At 66.2% G+C, this 16,062-nt stretch carries 17 protein-coding genes; 7 read left to right on the top strand and 10 right to left on the bottom strand.

Annotated elements, in window-relative coordinates; all coding sequences use genetic code 11:
- Positions 1–58: 58 nt before the first annotated feature.
- Complete coding sequence (locus C0Z19_RS22295) at positions 59–613, top strand: YaeQ family protein (protein WP_102612009.1); 555 nt, start codon at positions 59–61, stop codon at positions 611–613.
- Between the two features lie 70 nt (positions 614–683).
- On the opposite strand, the gene C0Z19_RS22290 is transcribed toward C0Z19_RS22295, so the two are convergent.
- A complete protein-coding gene (locus C0Z19_RS22290; protein WP_102612028.1) occupies positions 684–1,109 on the bottom strand; it encodes a VOC family protein in 426 nt (141 codons plus the stop codon).
- 447 nt (positions 1,110–1,556) lie between these two features.
- On the opposite strand from C0Z19_RS22290, the gene ada reads away from it, so the two are divergent.
- The 4 genes from ada to C0Z19_RS22270 all read left to right on the top strand — a co-directional run bounded on the left by ada (position 1,557) and on the right by C0Z19_RS22270 (position 5,908).
- Positions 1,557–2,672, top strand: coding sequence for a bifunctional DNA-binding transcriptional regulator/O6-methylguanine-DNA methyltransferase Ada (ada, locus tag C0Z19_RS22285; RefSeq protein WP_102612008.1), 1,116 nt, complete (start codon positions 1,557–1,559; stop codon positions 2,670–2,672).
- Entirely contained in the window at positions 2,669–3,601 is a 933-nt protein-coding gene (locus C0Z19_RS22280) for a DNA-3-methyladenine glycosylase family protein (protein WP_102612007.1), read from the top strand. Before ada ends, C0Z19_RS22280 begins: the two co-directional genes overlap by 4 nt.
- Before the next feature lie 118 nt (positions 3,602–3,719).
- On the top strand, positions 3,720–5,336 hold the full coding sequence (gene gshA, locus C0Z19_RS22275; protein ID WP_102612027.1) for a glutamate--cysteine ligase: 1,617 nt from the start codon (positions 3,720–3,722) through the stop codon (positions 5,334–5,336).
- 131 nt (positions 5,337–5,467) lie between these two features.
- Complete coding sequence (locus tag C0Z19_RS22270; protein WP_102612006.1) at positions 5,468–5,908, top strand: hypothetical protein; 441 nt, start codon at positions 5,468–5,470, stop codon at positions 5,906–5,908.
- Positions 5,909–5,975: 67 nt separating this feature from the next.
- Here C0Z19_RS22270 and C0Z19_RS22265 read toward each other — a convergent pair whose 3' ends face one another.
- Entirely contained in the window at positions 5,976–7,538 is a 1,563-nt protein-coding gene (locus C0Z19_RS22265; RefSeq protein ID WP_102612005.1) for a DHA2 family efflux MFS transporter permease subunit, read from the bottom strand.
- 298 nt (positions 7,539–7,836) lie between these two features.
- On the opposite strand from C0Z19_RS22265, the gene C0Z19_RS22260 reads away from it, so the two are divergent.
- Positions 7,837–9,360 (top strand): efflux transporter outer membrane subunit, encoded by a 1,524-nt coding sequence (locus tag C0Z19_RS22260; RefSeq protein WP_102612004.1) that lies wholly within the window; start codon positions 7,837–7,839, stop codon positions 9,358–9,360.
- A gap of 4 nt (positions 9,361–9,364) precedes the next feature.
- Here the strand turns inward: C0Z19_RS22260 and C0Z19_RS22255 are convergent, their stop codons facing one another.
- The 8 genes from C0Z19_RS22255 to gspG all read right to left on the bottom strand — a co-directional run bounded on the left by C0Z19_RS22255 (position 9,365) and on the right by gspG (position 15,457).
- The gene (locus tag C0Z19_RS22255; RefSeq protein WP_102612026.1) at positions 9,365–10,144 is read right to left on the bottom strand and encodes a type II secretion system protein N; all 780 of its coding nucleotides are present in this window, start codon (positions 10,142–10,144) and stop codon (positions 9,365–9,367) included.
- Between the two features lie 70 nt (positions 10,145–10,214).
- A complete protein-coding gene (locus C0Z19_RS22250) occupies positions 10,215–10,736 on the bottom strand; it encodes a type II secretion system protein M (protein ID WP_233196239.1) in 522 nt (173 codons plus the stop codon).
- Positions 10,733–12,151 (bottom strand): type II secretion system protein GspL, encoded by a 1,419-nt coding sequence (gene gspL, locus C0Z19_RS22245; RefSeq protein WP_102612002.1) that lies wholly within the window; start codon positions 12,149–12,151, stop codon positions 10,733–10,735. The genes C0Z19_RS22250 and gspL overlap by 4 nt, the downstream gene beginning before the upstream one ends.
- Before the next feature lie 28 nt (positions 12,152–12,179).
- On the bottom strand, positions 12,180–13,352 hold the full coding sequence (gene gspK / locus C0Z19_RS22240) for a type II secretion system minor pseudopilin GspK (protein ID WP_425330301.1): 1,173 nt from the start codon (positions 13,350–13,352) through the stop codon (positions 12,180–12,182).
- 2 nt (positions 13,353–13,354) lie between these two features.
- Positions 13,355–14,038, bottom strand: a complete 684-nt coding sequence (locus C0Z19_RS22235; protein ID WP_102612000.1) for a PulJ/GspJ family protein — start codon at positions 14,036–14,038, stop codon at positions 13,355–13,357.
- On the bottom strand, positions 14,016–14,414 hold the full coding sequence (gene gspI / locus C0Z19_RS22230) for a type II secretion system minor pseudopilin GspI (protein ID WP_233196238.1): 399 nt from the start codon (positions 14,412–14,414) through the stop codon (positions 14,016–14,018). Before gspI ends, C0Z19_RS22235 begins: the two co-directional genes overlap by 23 nt.
- 14 nt (positions 14,415–14,428) lie before the next feature.
- Entirely contained in the window at positions 14,429–14,935 is a 507-nt protein-coding gene (locus tag C0Z19_RS22225; protein ID WP_102611998.1) for a GspH/FimT family pseudopilin, read from the bottom strand.
- 57 nt (positions 14,936–14,992) lie between these two features.
- The gene (gene gspG, locus C0Z19_RS22220) at positions 14,993–15,457 is read right to left on the bottom strand and encodes a type II secretion system major pseudopilin GspG (protein WP_102612025.1); all 465 of its coding nucleotides are present in this window, start codon (positions 15,455–15,457) and stop codon (positions 14,993–14,995) included.
- A gap of 135 nt (positions 15,458–15,592) precedes the next feature.
- Here gspG and C0Z19_RS22215 point away from each other — a divergent pair, with 135 nt between their 5' ends.
- A complete protein-coding gene (locus C0Z19_RS22215) occupies positions 15,593–16,006 on the top strand; it encodes a general secretion pathway protein GspC (protein ID WP_102612024.1) in 414 nt (137 codons plus the stop codon).
- Positions 16,007–16,062: the final 56 nt, after the last annotated feature.

Raw genomic sequence — 16,062 nt, 5'->3', positions numbered from 1 at the left:
CGCCGCACCGACACGCGACCGATTTCGCGCAAACCGCAAACGAGCTCTCTGACGCTGCATGGCCCTTAAATCGACGATCTACAAAGCGGAGATCCAAATTGCCGATATGGATCGACACTATTACGCCGATCACGCGTTGACGATCGCGCGTCACCCGTCAGAAACGGACGAGCGGATGATGGTGCGCCTCGCCGCCTTTGCCTTGCTCGCGAGCGAACGGCTCGAACTGGCGAAGGGACTGTCCGATACGGACGAACCCGACCTCTGGGAAAAAGACCTGACCGGTGCGATTCAAACCTGGGTCGAAGTGGGACAGCCCGACGAGCGCCGTCTGGCGAAAGCGAGCGCACGGGCCGAGCGCGTGTACGTCATTGCGTACGGCGGCCGCACTTCGCAAATCTGGTGGGACGGCGTGCGCGGCAAGGTCGAGCGGCTGCGCAACGTCGAGGTCTGGTCGCTCGCGCAAGGCGCCGGCGAAGCGCTTGCGCGCTTGGCCGAACGCACGATGCGGCTGCAATTCACCGTGCAGGACGGTTCGGCGCTCTGTACGACGGCGAACTCGGAGCCCGTCGAACTTCAGTGGACCGTGCTGAAACCGGGCAGCGCGAACTAAGCCGCGGCGCCCGTCCGGCGGCGTGCCGCCGCACTGACATGGCAGTAAGCCGGCGCTTTGCGTTGTTACATCAAAGGGAAGTCGTGCACGTCGCTTCGGGCGGCCCTTTCAGTTCGACCATGTTGCCTTCGGGATCGAACAGATAAAGCGACGTTCCGAACCCGTCCGCACCATATCGACGCCCTTCTGGCCCCAGCCGCGCGCCGTGGGCGGCCAAGTGAGCGGCAAGGCGCGCCGCGTCGTAGTGTTCGATGCGCAGGCAGAGATGATCCATGTTGCGTCCCTGCCCCGGCAGGCCGCCGTCGCCGCGGTCCAGCTTCGAACCGACCGCAAGCAGATCGATCATCGAACGCCCCGCGCGCAGTTGCGTCAGGCCGATATCGGGCTGCTCCTTTTCGATCGTGCATCCGAGCGCGTCGCAGTAGAAACGCGCCATCGCGGCCGGATCGGCTGCGCGGATCACGACATGGTCGATTTCGCGAATCGTCGGTTTCATCATGGCTCCTTTTTGCGCTACTTGAGGACGCGCGCGCCGCCAGGCTGCGCCGGTCGGCATGAGGAGTGTAGGCCAAGCGGCGGGCCGGGAATGCAAGGCCCGATGCGAACGCCGGGCTTCGGCCGAGGAATCGTCGCCCGCAGGCAAAAAAAACCCGCTCACAGGGAGCGGGTGAATCCATATCAGGAGGAGACATGGAGGAGACGGTTCCAACTATACACATGTCGATGGTGCGATGCAATATCTTTTTTCTGTCGGAAAATGACGAAATATTCTATGCGGGGTTTCACCGGGTCCGAACCTTACCGGCTTGCGCTTTCGCGCCCCGCAGCGGATCGTCGATCGGGGGCGCGAGGGCCCGAATGAGAGCGCAACATTCGGCGCGCGTGACTATGCAGGGACGCATAGAGTTGACACCGTCCAGTCGACCCATGCCGGGGAAACATCATGAACACCGCCTATCAAACGGAAAACGAGCGCTGGGAGGCCGTCGCCGCGCGCGACGCGCAGGCTGACGGTGCCTTCTTCTACGCCGTCGCGACGACGGGCGTCTTCTGCCGCCCTTCGTGCGCCTCGCGCCTGCCGCGCCGGGAGAATGTCGCCTTCTTCGGCACGCCCGACGAGGCACGCGCGGCCGGCTTTCGCCCCTGCAAGCGCTGCCGCCCCGACGGGCTGCCGCGCGATATGACGATCGTCGAACGCGCCTGCGCGGCGCTCGACGCCGATCCGCAAGCGCGGCTCACGCTCGCGCAGCTGTCCGAGGCCGTTCACGTGAGTCCGTTTCACCTGCAGCGGCTGTTCAAGCGGATCGTCGGCGTATCGCCGCGCGAATATCAGGCCGCTCGGCGCGGCGCTGCGCTGCGCGAGGCGTTGCAACGTGGCGAAGACGTCACGCGCGCCGCACTCGACGCGGGCTTCAACTCCCCTTCGCGGCTCTACGACAGCGTCGCCGGCGAGTTGGGAATGACGCCCACCGCGTACCGAAAGAAGGGCGAGGGGCTGCGCGTCTACTACGCGAGCGCCGCTACGGCGCTGGGTCAGGTGCTCGTCGCGGCCACGCAGAAGGGCATATGCCGGATTGCATTCGGAGATGATGCGGCCGAACTCCATCGATCGTTGCGCGAAGCGTTCGCCAAGGCCGAGCTCGTCGAAGATCGTGCCCGCATTGCGCCGTTCATCGAACAGATCGACGCGTATTTGCGTGGCCAACGGGAAACCTTCGATCTTCCGCTCGACGTCAGCACGACGGCTTTCCGGCAGCGCGTCTGGGATGCGCTTCGGCAGATTCCGTACGGCGAAAGGCGAAGCTACACGGAACTTGCCGCAGCGCTCGGCGTACCCAATGCCGTGCGCGCCGTGGCGAGCGCGTGCGCCTCGAACCCGATCGCGCTGGCCATCCCGTGCCATCGCGTCCTGCAAAAGGGCGGCGCACTAGCCGGCTACCGCTGGGGACTTGCGCGCAAAGCAGCGTTGCTCGAGGCGGAGGCGCGGCACGCCGGCGTGGCGCCGCTCGAGGGCGATGCCGCGGCCGACCTTTCCCGCGACCTGGATCACGTCGCTTGAGCGCCGCACTTTCCGCCACCTTCGAGCTGCCGTTCAAGGCACCGTACGACTGGGCGCGCGTGCTGCGCTTTTTCGCAGGGCGCGCGACGCCGGGTGTCGAAGCCGTCGAGGACGGCATTTACCGCCGCGCCATCGAGTGGGACGGGGCAAGCGGCACGCTCGCGGTCGCACGCCATCCACGCCGGCACCGCCTGGTCGTCACCGTCGAAGGGCAGGCGAGCCGCCACACCGAGGCGCTCGCACCGCACGTCGCCACGATGTTCGATGTCGAGGCGGACCCCAAAGCCATCGGCGCCCATCTCGCATGCGATCCCTGGTTTACGCCGCTCGTCGCAGCTGCGCCGGGTCTGCGGTTGCCCGGCGCGTGGTCGGCCTTCGAGCTCGTCGTGCGAGCGATCGTCGGGCAGCAGGTCAGCGTCAAGGCCGCGACCACGTTGATCGGACGCGTCGTCATGCGCGCCGGCGAACGCATCGACGATCATCCGCACGCGGGCACCGCCTGGCGTTTCCCGAGCCCGGCCGCGCTGGCCGCCGCCGACCTCGCACAGATCGGCATGCCCGGCAAACGCGTCGCGGCGCTGCAGGGCGTCGCGCGCGCGGTGGCGGGCGGCGAGGCGCCGATCGACGACATCCATGCGAGCCGGGTACCGGCGCAGGCCTTGGCCGAAGCGCGGGCGGCGCTGCTCGCGCTGCCCGGCATCGGCCCCTGGACCGTCGAATACATTGCGATGCGCGCATGGCGCGACGTCGACGCCTTTCCGGCGACCGATCTCGTGCTGATGCAGGCGATCGCGGCGCGCGATCCGACGCTCTCGCGCGCGCCCGCCCAGCGCGCGCGCACCGAGGCCTGGCGCCCCTGGCGCGCCTATGCCGCCATGCATCTGTGGAATGAGATCGCCGATCGCGCGGGCGCGAATCGCGGCGGCTAGCCGCGCCGGATCTGGCTTCAAGCGAGCTTCGCGGCACGGTGTTAAAGTGCCCGCTACTCAAAAATAATTGCATCGCGATGCCGGCGAAGAGTCCGTGTCCGGCGTCCGATCGGCTTCGATGTCAGATATCCAAACACCACTTCAATCCGAAGCATTTGTGCAGCGCTTGTCGGTGTTGACGTCGCCGGCGGCGCGGGACGTGCTCGCGCGTAGTTTGCGGGGGATCGAGAAAGAGAGCCTGCGCGTGACGCACGACGGCGCGCTGGCGATGACCCCGCATCCGCATGCGCTCGGCTCGGCGCTCACGCATCCGTCGCTGACGACCGACTATTCCGAAGCGCTGCTCGAACTGATCACGCCGGCCGAGGCTACGCCCGAGCAGGTCATCGCACGGCTCGACGAGCTTCACCGCTTCGTCTACGCGCAGCTCGACAACGAACTGTTGTGGAACAACTCGATGCCGGGCCCGCTGCCGGCCGACGACCAAATTCCGATCGCCGAATACGGCACGTCGAATATCGGCCGGCTCAAGCACGTCTATCGGCACGGACTTGCGCTGCGCTACGGGCGCACGATGCAATGTATTGCCGGCATCCATTACAACTACTCGCTGAGCGAAGAAGCCTGGCGGCTGCTCCAAGCACAGCGTTCGGGTGCCGCCAGCGCCGTCGACTTCCAATCGGCCTGTTATCTCGCGCTGATCCGCAATTTTCGTCGCACGAACTGGCTGCTGATGTATCTGTTCGGCGCATCGCCGGCGCTCGACCGCGCGTTTCTGCGCGGGCGGGCGCACTCGCTCGAAACGTTCGACGAATCGACGCTCTATCGCCCCTATGCGACAAGCCTGCGCATGAGCGATCTCGGCTACTCGAACACGACGGCGCAAGCCGCATTGCAGCCGAACTACGACACGTTGCCCGGCTATCTCGAGGCGCTCGCGCGCGCGGTCAGCGAACCGTATCCGCCGTACGAGGCACTGGGCACGCATCGGCAGGGCAGCTGGGTCCAGATCAACACCAATGTTCTGCAAATCGAGAACGAGTTCTATTCGACGATCCGGCCCAAGCGCGTGACGCGCTCGGGCGAGCGCCCGCTGCATGCGCTGGCCTCGCGCGGCATTCAGTACATCGAAGCGCGCTGCCTCGACATCGATCCGTTCGAACCCTGCGGTATCAGTGTGGAAACGGCTCGCTTTCTCGATGCCTACCTGCTCGTCTGCGCGCTCGACGATAGCCCGGCACTGCCGCCGCAGGCCTATGCCGAGGCCAACGCCAATTTCGGCAGCGTGACGCTCGAAGGCCGCAAGCCAGGCCTCGCGCTGGTACGCGAGGGCCGTGCCGTTTCGCTGCGCGACTGGGCCGATGAATTGTTCGAGCGAATCGAGACGGCCGCACGCGCGCTCGATTCGCTGCGCGGCGGCGGTGACTATGCGGCCGCGGTGGCCGCCCAGCGCGCGAAGCTGGCCGATCCCGAGACGACGCCTTCGGCTCGCGTGCTGCGTCTGATGCGTGAGCGCGGGCAGAGCTTCGTCGCGTTCGGCCTCGCTCAAAGCGAAGCACATGCGGCTTACTTCCGCGCGCGCCCCCTCGAAGGCGACGCCGTGACCGCGTTCAAGGCGCTGGCCGAGCAGTCGCTCGCCGAGCAGGCTGAGCTCGAACGGCGCGATGCCGGTGCGTCGTTCGACGATTTCGTTCACGACTATCGCAACTACACGCTGGAGCGCTTCAGCGTCTGAACCCGTGCGCACTGCACGTCGCCTTTCGAACGAACGACTGCGCCCGACGCGCGTCGAACCACGAACGGGCAACGACGGAGGGCGGCGGCATGAGGACGAAGGCAAGCGCGAGAGCAAGCACGAAGCGAAACGTGAAGGCAGGCACAGCGAGAGGCGCGACCGCCATCGCGATCGCTGGCGCGCTCCTCGCCGGATGTGCGCCGACGAATCAGGTCCAACCCGAAACCATGCAGATCGCAACGACGCCGCTCGTGTGTCGGGGCGATCAATGCTCGCTGTGGTGGCAGCGCGCTCGACAATGGATCGTCCAGCACGCCCAATACCCGTTGCAGACCGATAGCGCCGACGTCATTCAAACGGCCGGCCCGGGAGGCGGCAGCGGCGCTCCCGCGTTCCAGGTCACGCGCGCGCGCAACCCCGACGGCTCGTCGACGATCGGTTTCGCGGCCCACTGCGATCGTCCGCTCGTCGGCTGCAAGCCCAATCCGTGGCAGGCGGCGGCGAGCTTCAAACAATTCGTCAAATCGGGGACGGACGGCGACGGGGCGGCGCAGTCGCAAACCACGCAATGACGGCGCACGTCATCGCGCACGTCACGGCACGCGCAATGGCACCCGTCACGGCGCCTACCGCCGAACGTCAATGGGCCATCGCCGGTCCGCTGCCACGCTTGGGCTTCGTGATCCAGACAAGCACGGCCAGCAGCACGAACGCCGCACACGAGATCCGGAAGAAATCGTTGGTCGCCATCATGTAGCCTTGCTGCGTGACGAGCGCATTCAACTGCGCAGTGACGCTATCGCCTGTGATGCCGAGCGTGCCGAGTGCATGCTGATAGGCCGTCGTATTTGCGGAATAGGCGTTGACCGATTCGGCCAGCACCGCGTGATGGTAGATCGCGTCGTTTTCCCAGAAGGTGGTGCTGATCGCCGTGCCGATTGCGCCTGCGAGCGTGCGCAAGAAGTTCGATAGTCCCGATGCGCTCGCGAGCCGCTCGTCGGGAATGCTCGACAGCGTGATCGTCGTCATCGGCACGAAGAAGCAGGCCACGCCGATACCCTGCACGATGCGCGGGAGGATGACGTGATTGAACGGCACGTCGAGCGTAAACGTCCCGTTCCATACCGAGACGATGGCGAACACCGTGAACGCGAAGCTCGCCACCATGCGCAAATCGAGCCGGTGCAGGTTGCGTCCGATCAGAGGCGACAGCACGAGCGCAAGCAACCCGACGGGCGCCGTCGCGAGTCCGGCAAGCCCGGCTGTGTAGCCCATGACCGTCTGAAGCCAGAGCGGAAATATCACGACCGAGCCGAAAAACGTCATATAGCCGAGGAAGATGATCAGCGCACCGAGTCCGAAGTTGCGGTCCTTGAACAGCGACAAGTCGATCACGGGCGTCTTCTCGGTGATCTCCCAAGCGAGCAGGAACGCCAAGGCGACCGCCGCGATCAGTGCGAGCGTGACGATAAAAGTTGAATTGAACCAGTCGCGATCCTTGCCGAGGTCGAGCATCATCTGCAGGCAGGAGACGCCGATGACGAGCAGCCCGAGCCCTACGGCGTCGATGCGTTGCCTGGACGTTTGCGTTTCGCGTCCGCGCAGCAGGAAGTACGCCGATGAGGCCGAGATGATGCCGATCGGCAGATTGATGTAGAAGATCCAGGGCCAAGCGTAGTTGTCGGTGATCCAGCCGCCCATCACGGGCCCGAAGATCGGCGCGACGATCACCGTCATCGCCCATAAGCCGAGCGCCAACCCGCGCTTTTGGGGCGGATAGCTGCGCATCAGGATCGTCTGCGACAGCGGCACCATCGGTCCCGAGACGAGCCCCTGCAAGAGACGAAAGGCGATCAGCGAAGGGAAGTTCGCGGCCAACCCGCACAAGGCAGACGCAATCGTGAAGGCCAGTACCGACATAGTGAACAGCCGCACTTCGCCCACCCGCCGTGCGAGCCATCCCGTCAGCGGCACCGCGATCGCCGCGGCCACGGAGTACGACGAAATGACCCATGTGCCATCGCTCGTTGCGACGCCGAGGCTGCCTGAAATCGTGGGAACTGCCACGTTCGCGATCGACGTGTCGAGCACTTCCATAAAAGTGCCGAAGGCCAAGCCGATCGTCAGCAGCGCCAGCGTGCCGCCTTTGAGCGGTGCGGGACTCGCCGGTTGGCCGGCCGCCGCGGAAGGCGCGTTCGCCATACGCATTCTCCTTGTGCTTCAGCGGACGACCTCGTCAAGCGCCCGCCCGGTGTTTGGGTTCGGCGCCAATATGGACAAAATTGCTTGCCGTGTCAATATTTTTGTATGCAATGATGGTTGAGGCTTGTATCTCGTTGAAAGCGCTGCTTCGAGGTTCATGACAGCCGTAACCTCCCGTAACCCAGCGGCTGCACACCGTGCGTTACCATCGGGCGCATCACATCGGACGGTTGCCCGCATGCCGCTTCATCGCTCGTTCTCATTCGCCGCTTCCCCGCGGACGGCTCGTCTTGCCAGCATGCTTGCCGTTGCGGCGGCGGTGGTATCGGCGGCCGGTTGCGCCGTCGGTCCCGATTACCATCGTCCCGGCACCAGCGCGCCGGCGACGTACAAGGAAACGCCGGCCGGCTGGAAAGTGGCGGAGCCCGCCGATCGCGCCGATCGCGGGCCTTGGTGGTCGATCTACGACGACGCGCGGCTTACGGCGCTGATCGAGCAACTGAACGCGAACAATCAGACGATTGCGCAATATGCGGCAGCTTACCGGCAAGCGCGCGCGCTCGTCGGCGAAGCGCGCGCTGCCTATTTCCCGACGCTCGGCCTGTCGGCCAGCGCGTCGCGCTCCGAACAGCGATTCTCGGGCGGCGGGGCTGGCGGCACGACAGGCTCCTCCGCTCGCATCGGCAACGCCTTCGATACTTCGCTCGATGCGTCGTGGGAACCTGACCTCTGGGGAAAGGTGAGCCGCACCGTAGCCGCGCAGCGGGCGGGGCAGCAGGGTGCGGCGGCCGATCTCGCGAATGCGCGGCTGTCCGCGCAAGCAACGCTTGCGCAGACCTACTTTCAGCTACGGGCGCTCGACGCAACGCAAAAGCTGCTCGACGATACGGTCGCCGCTTATGCGCAATCGCTCAAACTGACGCAGAACCAATACGCGCAGGGTGTTGCCGCACGCTCCGACGTCATTCAGGCGCAAACGCAGTTGCAGTCGGCCCAGGCCGCCGCGCTCGACAACGGCGTCGTGCGCGCCCAGGATGAGCACGCGATCGCGGTACTCGTCGGCCAAAGCGCGTCGACCTTCTCCCTTCCGCCGATTCCGCTCGACGCCGAACCGCCTTCTGTACCGGTCGGCGTGCCGTCGGTCCTGCTCGAGCGCCGGCCCGATATCGCGGCGGCCGAGCGGCGTGCCGCAGCGGCGAACGAGGAGATCGGCGTGGCCATGTCGGCTTACTTTCCGTCGCTGACCTTGTCGGCTCAGGGCGGGTTTCAGAGCTCGGTGCTGTCGCAGCTCTTTACGCTGCCGTCGCGGTTTTGGACCGTCGGCCCGCAATTGGCCGCGACTTTGTTCGACGGCGGCTTGCGGCGCGCGCAAACGCAAGCGGCACGCGCAGCGTACGACGAGCAGGTGGCGGTGTATCGGCAGGCCGTGCTCGGCGCGTTCCAGGAAGTCGAAGACGCGCTGGCGTCGCAGCGGATTCTGGCTCGGGAGATCGTCGTCCAGCGTCAAGCCGTCGATTCTGCCAGGCAAGCGCTCGCGATCGTCACGAACGAATACAAAGCCGGCACCGTCGGCTATGTCAACGTACTGACGGCCCAGACGACGGCGTTCTCCGCCGAGCAAAAGCTCGCGAGCCTGAGCGGCCAGCGGATGGTCTCGTCGGTCGGCCTCGTGAAGGCACTGGGCGGCGGATGGAGCGTCGGACAGATGGACCGCGAAGACGGCAGCGTGGCAGCGCCGGCTGCGGGCGCGCCGATGCCGGTCGCGGCGGGGCCGGGGCAGGCGCGGCAGGCCGCCTTGACCTCACCCGCCGCGCGCGAGTGAATGATCAGCGCACATAGTCGAGCGCGACGGTACCGTCGCCGGTCGGACGTCCGAGCAGGTTCAGCAGTCCGGCGAGGTTGTTGCGCGCTTCGGGGGAGGCGCTCGCTTGTCCATGGAACGACGTCGAATCGGCCGCCACTGTGCCATGCCCGCTCAGCATCAACGGGCCGCGCAGCGTCGACAGATCGATCGTCGAATGGTCGCCTTCCGATTGAAACGCCACGCGATACGAGCCGAGCGGCTTGACGGGCGACACGCGCGAACTCATGTCGGTCAGCGTGATGACGAGTTGCCCATATGCGCGGGAACCGAGCAGACGCCACGGCGTCCACCCGAGCCGCACGGCGCCTTGCAGATCGAGCGTGTTGAACGGCGCCCCGAGTCCAGCCAGCAACGCGGCCGGCACTGCGATTTCCCCCGCTGAAATCGTTGCTGAATGCGGCGCGGCGGCGACGGCGATCGCCTCGGGCATCGCCGGAACCTGCTGCATGCGCATACTGAGGCGGCCCGTCAGCAGCGGCCAAAACGCCGTTTGCCACTGCACGCGCCCCGGCAGCAGCGTGCCTGCCCCGGCGTCCCTGCCCGCAGCCAGGACGAGCGTGGCCGAGCCGTGCCAGACGGAGCCTGACGGCTCGATCAAATTCACGTGCCCCTGGGTCGCTTTCGCGAACTGTGGCGTGATCCATGCGGCCGGCATCATGACAAGAAGCGTGACGCCGCAGGACACCAGCGCGATAACCAACCACGGCAAAGCGGCGAGCAAGCGCCGCCCACCCCGGTTCATGCACCACCTCGCAGCCTGCGCCATACCGCCACGCCACGCAGCGCTGTGGCGCGCTTGGCGAACGTCGCCGTCATTGCGACGACCTCGCGGGCGCCGTGGCCGGTTGCAGCGTAGCCGCAAGATCGACCTGCCCGTCGACCTTCAGCGCCGTCGCATGCAGTTCGATCACGCGCACCTTGAATTGCTTGCGCGCGTCGTTGACCCACATGGTCCAAGCCGGAAACGACGCGTTCTTCGCTTCGATCTGGACCGCATCGCCCGCGAGGCGCACCTGCGTCGTCGCGATGCCAGCCTGCGTCAGCGACGCAGCCAGTGCGTCGCGCAAGGCGCCGCCCGTCGGTGCGACGCCTTGCGCGGCAGGCGCCAGCGCGCGCGCTTCATCCGCTTGCGCCGTCATCTGTGCGATCTGGTGCTGCATCGCGGGCAGTGTTTCGCGCAGATGCGCGCGTCCCTGTTGCGCCGGCGCCCATAAAATCGAGTAGGCGACGACAACGCCGATGGCCACGCCGCCCCACGTCAGCAGCAGTTTTTCACGCGCCGTGCGCGGCTCCCAAAAGCCGGCCCACACATCGCTCAGTGCGCCGAGGTTCATTGGCCGCCCCCATTTCGAATGACCCATTTGCCCGTGTTCGTGTCGATCTCGCCCGCGAGCCCGTTTTGAGCCAGCCGTTGAGCGAACGCCGGATCGGGCTTCACGTCGGGCTTGAACGTGACGTCGAGCCTGCGATCGTGATAATCGAGTGCGGCGATGCCGTTCACGGGGACGGCGCCGAGCGAACGATCGAGACGCGCCGCCAGCGAAAGGTAATCGCTCGGCGAAAGCTCACCGGCGGCCACCCTCAGATGCTCGAGCTGCGTCGTCATTTGCGATGGCGGGTCGAGCACGACCGTCGTCTTCGGGAATGCATTGAGCAGCAATTCCGTCATTTGCGCGGTCAGCGCGTCCCGTTCGCGCGCGAGCATCATCCACTGCACGTTCGCGCCGATCACGGCAACGAGGAGCGCCGCCGCCGCCAATGAGATCGGCAGACGCAGCCGGCGCAGCGTCGCACGATCGAGCCGCCATGGACGCGACTCGAACTCGAACTGGCATAGATCGAAGGTGCAAACGAGCGCATTGCGCGCCAGCACGTCGAAAGGAAGCGGCGCAACGCCCACGTGTATGCCGTGCGCCGGTACGGCTTCGCCGGCAAGCGTCGGTTCGCCTCCCGGTAGCCCGGTCAGCTCGTGTACCGTCACGTTCGCCCCGCCGGCCAACGCCGCAAGCGTCGTGCCGAGCGCCGAGAGCGGCACCGCGAGCCCTTCGCCGTGCATCCCGCGCGCAAGGGCGAGCTCGACGCGCGGTTCCGTGTTGTCCACGAGCGCCGGCTCCGGCGTAGCGGCAAGCAGCGCATCGGCGAGAATCGCGGGCGCCGTTTGCGCCACCGTGCCGAGCACGGCCGCGACGAGCGATCCGGCGTCAAGCGGCGCCGCGCCATCAATCTGCCGCGCTTGCTGGCTCGCGTCGCCTGCCACGGCGCCTTCGCCATCGACGCGCGCCACTTCGGCCGCAGTCTCGGGAGCGACCGGCGCCGGCAGGCAGCGCGTGACGGGCACCGCGCGCAGGCTCCGGTGCCCGGCCGCATTGAACGCCTCGACGATGAATCGGAACCAGCCGCGGTCGATCACGGCCAGCATGCGTCTGCCGTCAGCGAGCGGCTGCGGATCGAGCGCGATATGACACGTCTGCGCGTCCTGGATCAGGTAGTCCTCGACGATGTTCGGCAATGCCTGCTTCAGACGCGGCCCCTTCAACGGCGGCAGCGTCGTGGCGAGCATCAACATGTCGCGGGCGGCGACGATCAGCACTGTCGTCGACGCGCGCGGCAGGAACGCGAGCGCGGCGCGCCCGGTGCGTTCCTTGCGCCCGCTCTTGTCGAGCAGCACGAACGGCATCTCGGGGAGCTGCCATTCCTGCGAGGGCACCGCCGGATCTCGCGGCGGCAGTAAGACGATCAACGTGCTCAAGGCCCGTTCTCTCCTGGTTCAAGGCTGCTTAAAGCTGATCGCGCACACGCACGACGCGCGTCGTGTGCGTCAGCGGGTCGCGATAAATGAGCGTCGTGCGGTCCACCTCGGCGCGCTCGTGCTGCACACGCCCATGAACGAGAAAATAGCTCGTCGTCACGTCCATGGGAATCTGGCTGATGTCGGTACCGGGGGGCAGCGCACCCGTGCCCTGCAGCGCGAGCTGCACCTGGGCCGCATTGAGAAAGTACACGCTTTCGCGTCGCGACACTAAGGACTGCGCGCTCGAGAGCGACATGCCCGGCACGATCGCGGCCACCACTTCGGCCGGCGCGGTATTCATGTTGACAGGGGTTTGCGTCGGCAAAATGGTCACGAACGGCCGCAACCTCGCCACGATATCCGGCGTGAACCCGGGCACGTTCAAGAGCGAATCGACGCTCGTGAACTGCAACGGCTCGGCGTCGATATTCTCGTTGTCTTGATCGGCGAGACCCGGCTTGTCGGTGAAGTTATCGCCGCCCACCGTGTCGCCCGCTTGCGGTTGTGCCGACGGTTGTGCCGGTTCTCCGGCCGAACCGAGCCGGTTGCCCAGCCGGTTGCCGAGCGGCACCTGAAAACGCGTGGCCGATTGCATCAACGATGCGCGCACGTGCAATGCGGCCGTTTTAGCGAGGCCGCCGTTCAACCCGAGCAGCGCCAGTAGCCGCGCGAATGCGGCCGTTTCCTGCTGGTTGATCTGCAGCGCACCGGGCGCGGGAATCGAGACGAGATTGCGCAGGTTGAACTTCGCCTGGGCGTCCTCGATCGACCCCGACAGATACGTTTGAGCGCCCTCCGCAGCATCGGCCGCGCCCGTTTTTCCAAGGAAGTCCGAGAGCCTCGTCTTGGCGATCGGCACGGCCCAAATGCCGCCGAGATAGGTGACGGTCGGCGCCGTATCCGCCTCCGAACGCAAAATCAGGCGCGTCCAGTCGACCGCGCCGCGCGCGACCCATTGCGCTTGCGCGAGCAGCCGTTGATTCTGAATCCGCCGGATTTGCACCTGCTGACGCCAAAGCACGCCCGCGACGAGGAGCGCGGACAGCGTCACGACGAGCAAGGCGCTGATGATGGCGGCCCCACGCTGGCGCCGCAGGAGCGCCGGCCGCGTGGAAGGGGCAGGCCGCGTACGTTTGGGCAGAGCGAGTCGCACGCGCATCGTCATTCTCCGACCGGGAACATGCGCCGAACCGGCACGCGCAGCGACGGCGCGCCGATCGATACCTCGAGGCCCGTCACCGCGCGCGGCAGCGGTGCATTGCCGAACTGCGGCACTTTCAGATTGTTGTCGTTGCGCGCGATCTCGGCAGTCACGTCGCCCATTTGCGTCGTCCAACCGACGCGCGGCACGTAAAGGCGCGCAGTGATCTTGCCGACGCCGGAGATGAGCGACACCGCGCTCCAGTCGCCGCTGCCGCTCGACGCGGCGAGCGTTCGCCGCAATTGACCGACCGTCGCAACGGGCGGCGATGCATAGCGCGTCACGCGCCCTTCGGCAACCTGATAGCGCACCACCTGCAGACGCGGCGCTTCGCCGGGGAGACCGAATGCGCGCACGATCTGCAGCCCGTTGGCCGTCACCGAGACGGCCGGCTGCCCGACTTCGTCGTCGGTCGCCGCTTGCCGCGCATCGACGCGCAGCTGATCGAACAGCTGCACGAATACGCGTTCGTCTTCCATCGCACGCGAGATCGCCTGCCGGCCGCGCATGATCTGATCGAGCCCCCGCCACGAAAGGACGGCGATGACGGCCAGGATCGCGATCGCGACCATCAGCTCGATCAGCGTGAAACCGCGTTCGCGCCGCGCGGGGCGCTTCGTCTCACAGCGCACGGTTCGTTTCATTGGCGACCACCGTCACGAGTTGAGCGAGGCTGCCCGCATGCCCCGGCGTCGAAACCGACACCTCGACGCGACGAAACACGGGATTGGGCGTGGCGCTCACGCGCTCGGTGCAGGTCAACGGCAGGTTGCCTTGCGAGCAATCGAACGTCTGCGTGCCGATCTCCGGCCAGACGCGCGACAAATGCAGTTCCGTCAGCGCATTGTCGGCGCTCCATCCCGCCAGCAACCGCCGATGCAGGTCGGCCTCGTCGTTCGCCAACATGCCGACCGCTCGCAGCGAAGCCGCCAACGCGACGGCGATGATGGCCAGCGCGACGAGCACCTCGATCATCGTGAAGCCGCTCGCGCACGGCGTGCCTCGAACGATACGAACCATAGGGGAGCGCATTGTCAGCGAACCTCATAGCGGCCGTTGCCGGTGCCGACGATGGTCGCACGACCGACAGCCGAATAGAGCGTGACCGTCACGGCCTGCCCGATGCTTTCCACGCCAAACACCACGCGCTCGGGGTGGAGATCCGAACCGGGGTAATCGATCGTCACGTCGGTCACGCCGCCCTCCCATCCACGCTGACGCAACAGATCGTCGCGTAGCAGCGGCCGCCACCCGTCCTCGGTGCGCATATCGAATCGATAGCCGCCCGTCACGGGCTGCCAGGCGATCGGGCGCGCACGCACTTGCGCTTCATCGGATGCCGTTTCGAACAGCAACGCAAGACGCTTCGCTTCCTCGTTCAAATCGGTTCGCGGATTGCGCGTGAGCGAAACCGATGCGAGCGAGACGAGCAGCCCCGCGATGACGAGCACGACCATCATCTCGAGCAGCGTGAAGCCGCGCGCCCGGAGCCGCCCCTGGCGCGCGCAAGGCGAACCGATTCCGCCGTTCATGGCCATCATCGTCGGTAATGCGTTTTGACTAGACGCGGCATCGCATCGCGCACGGCGTGCGCGGAACTACTGCCACGAGCCGACATCGGCGTCGTTGCCTTCGCCACCGGGCTTGCCGTCCGCGCCGTAGCTGAAGATGTCGATTTCACCGTGTACGCCCGGATTCAGGTATTGATAGGCGTTGCCCCACGGATCGTTCGGCAGGCGCTCGAGGTAGCCGCCATCTTTCCAATTGTTCGGGATCGGATCGGTGCCCGGCTTCTCCATCAGTGCGCGCAGCCCTTGTTCCTGGGTCGGATAGCGTCCGTTGTCGAGCCGGTACAACTTGAGCGCCTGCATCATCGTGCCGATGTCCTGCTTGGCCGCCACGCGACGCGCCTCGTCGGGGCGGCTCATGATCTTCGGCACGATCAACGCGGCGAGAATGCCGAGGATCGCTATCACGACCATGATTTCGATCAGCGTAAAGCCGCGCTGACGTCGCGCACGCTGGGTTGCCATTTCGGTACGACGTTGGTTCCACATTTGCATCATTCCCTACCTCTTTCGATAAATTGTCGGCGAAGCGCAACGACGCGCCTCGCATCGCGCCGCCGATTGTAATGGGGTCGCAGGTCAGGGTTCGACGACCGTGCAAACCTGCGAATAGACCGTACAATGGCGCGCATGAATACTCTCCAAATCCGCCTGCTGTCGTTCGCGCTGTTCGCGGTTTTTTGCGCGACGCTGACCTATTGGATCGTCGTGCTTACCGCGCATCCCGCGCCACCGCCGCAAGCGGCCGCCGTCGCGCCGAGCGTTTCCGTCGAAGACGCCTCGTTGCTCTTCGGCGGCAAGCTCACGCGCGAGGTCAACCGCAACATCAAGCTCGTCGGCATTCTCTCGCTGCGGGAAGGCGCCGCCGCGATCGTCGGTGTCGGCGACGAACCGGCCCGCGCCATTTCGCTCGGCAGCAAGATCACCGACGGCACGACGCTCTCCGAGGTCCGCGCCCGCTCGATCGTGATCGATCACGACGGCGTACGCTCGGAAATCCCGCTGGCGCCCAATGCGGGCGGGCCCACGATTTACGTGCGCTAACCCTCACTGCGTCACTGCGTCGCGGCCTCATCATCTGCCCGGACCGCGCGCGGCGC

The organism is Trinickia soli (assembly GCF_002879855.1).
Lineage (GTDB): Bacteria > Pseudomonadota > Gammaproteobacteria > Burkholderiales > Burkholderiaceae > Trinickia > Trinickia soli.
The sequence above is the reverse complement of the archived record's forward strand: the minus strand, read 5'-3'. Positions and strand labels throughout refer to the sequence as shown.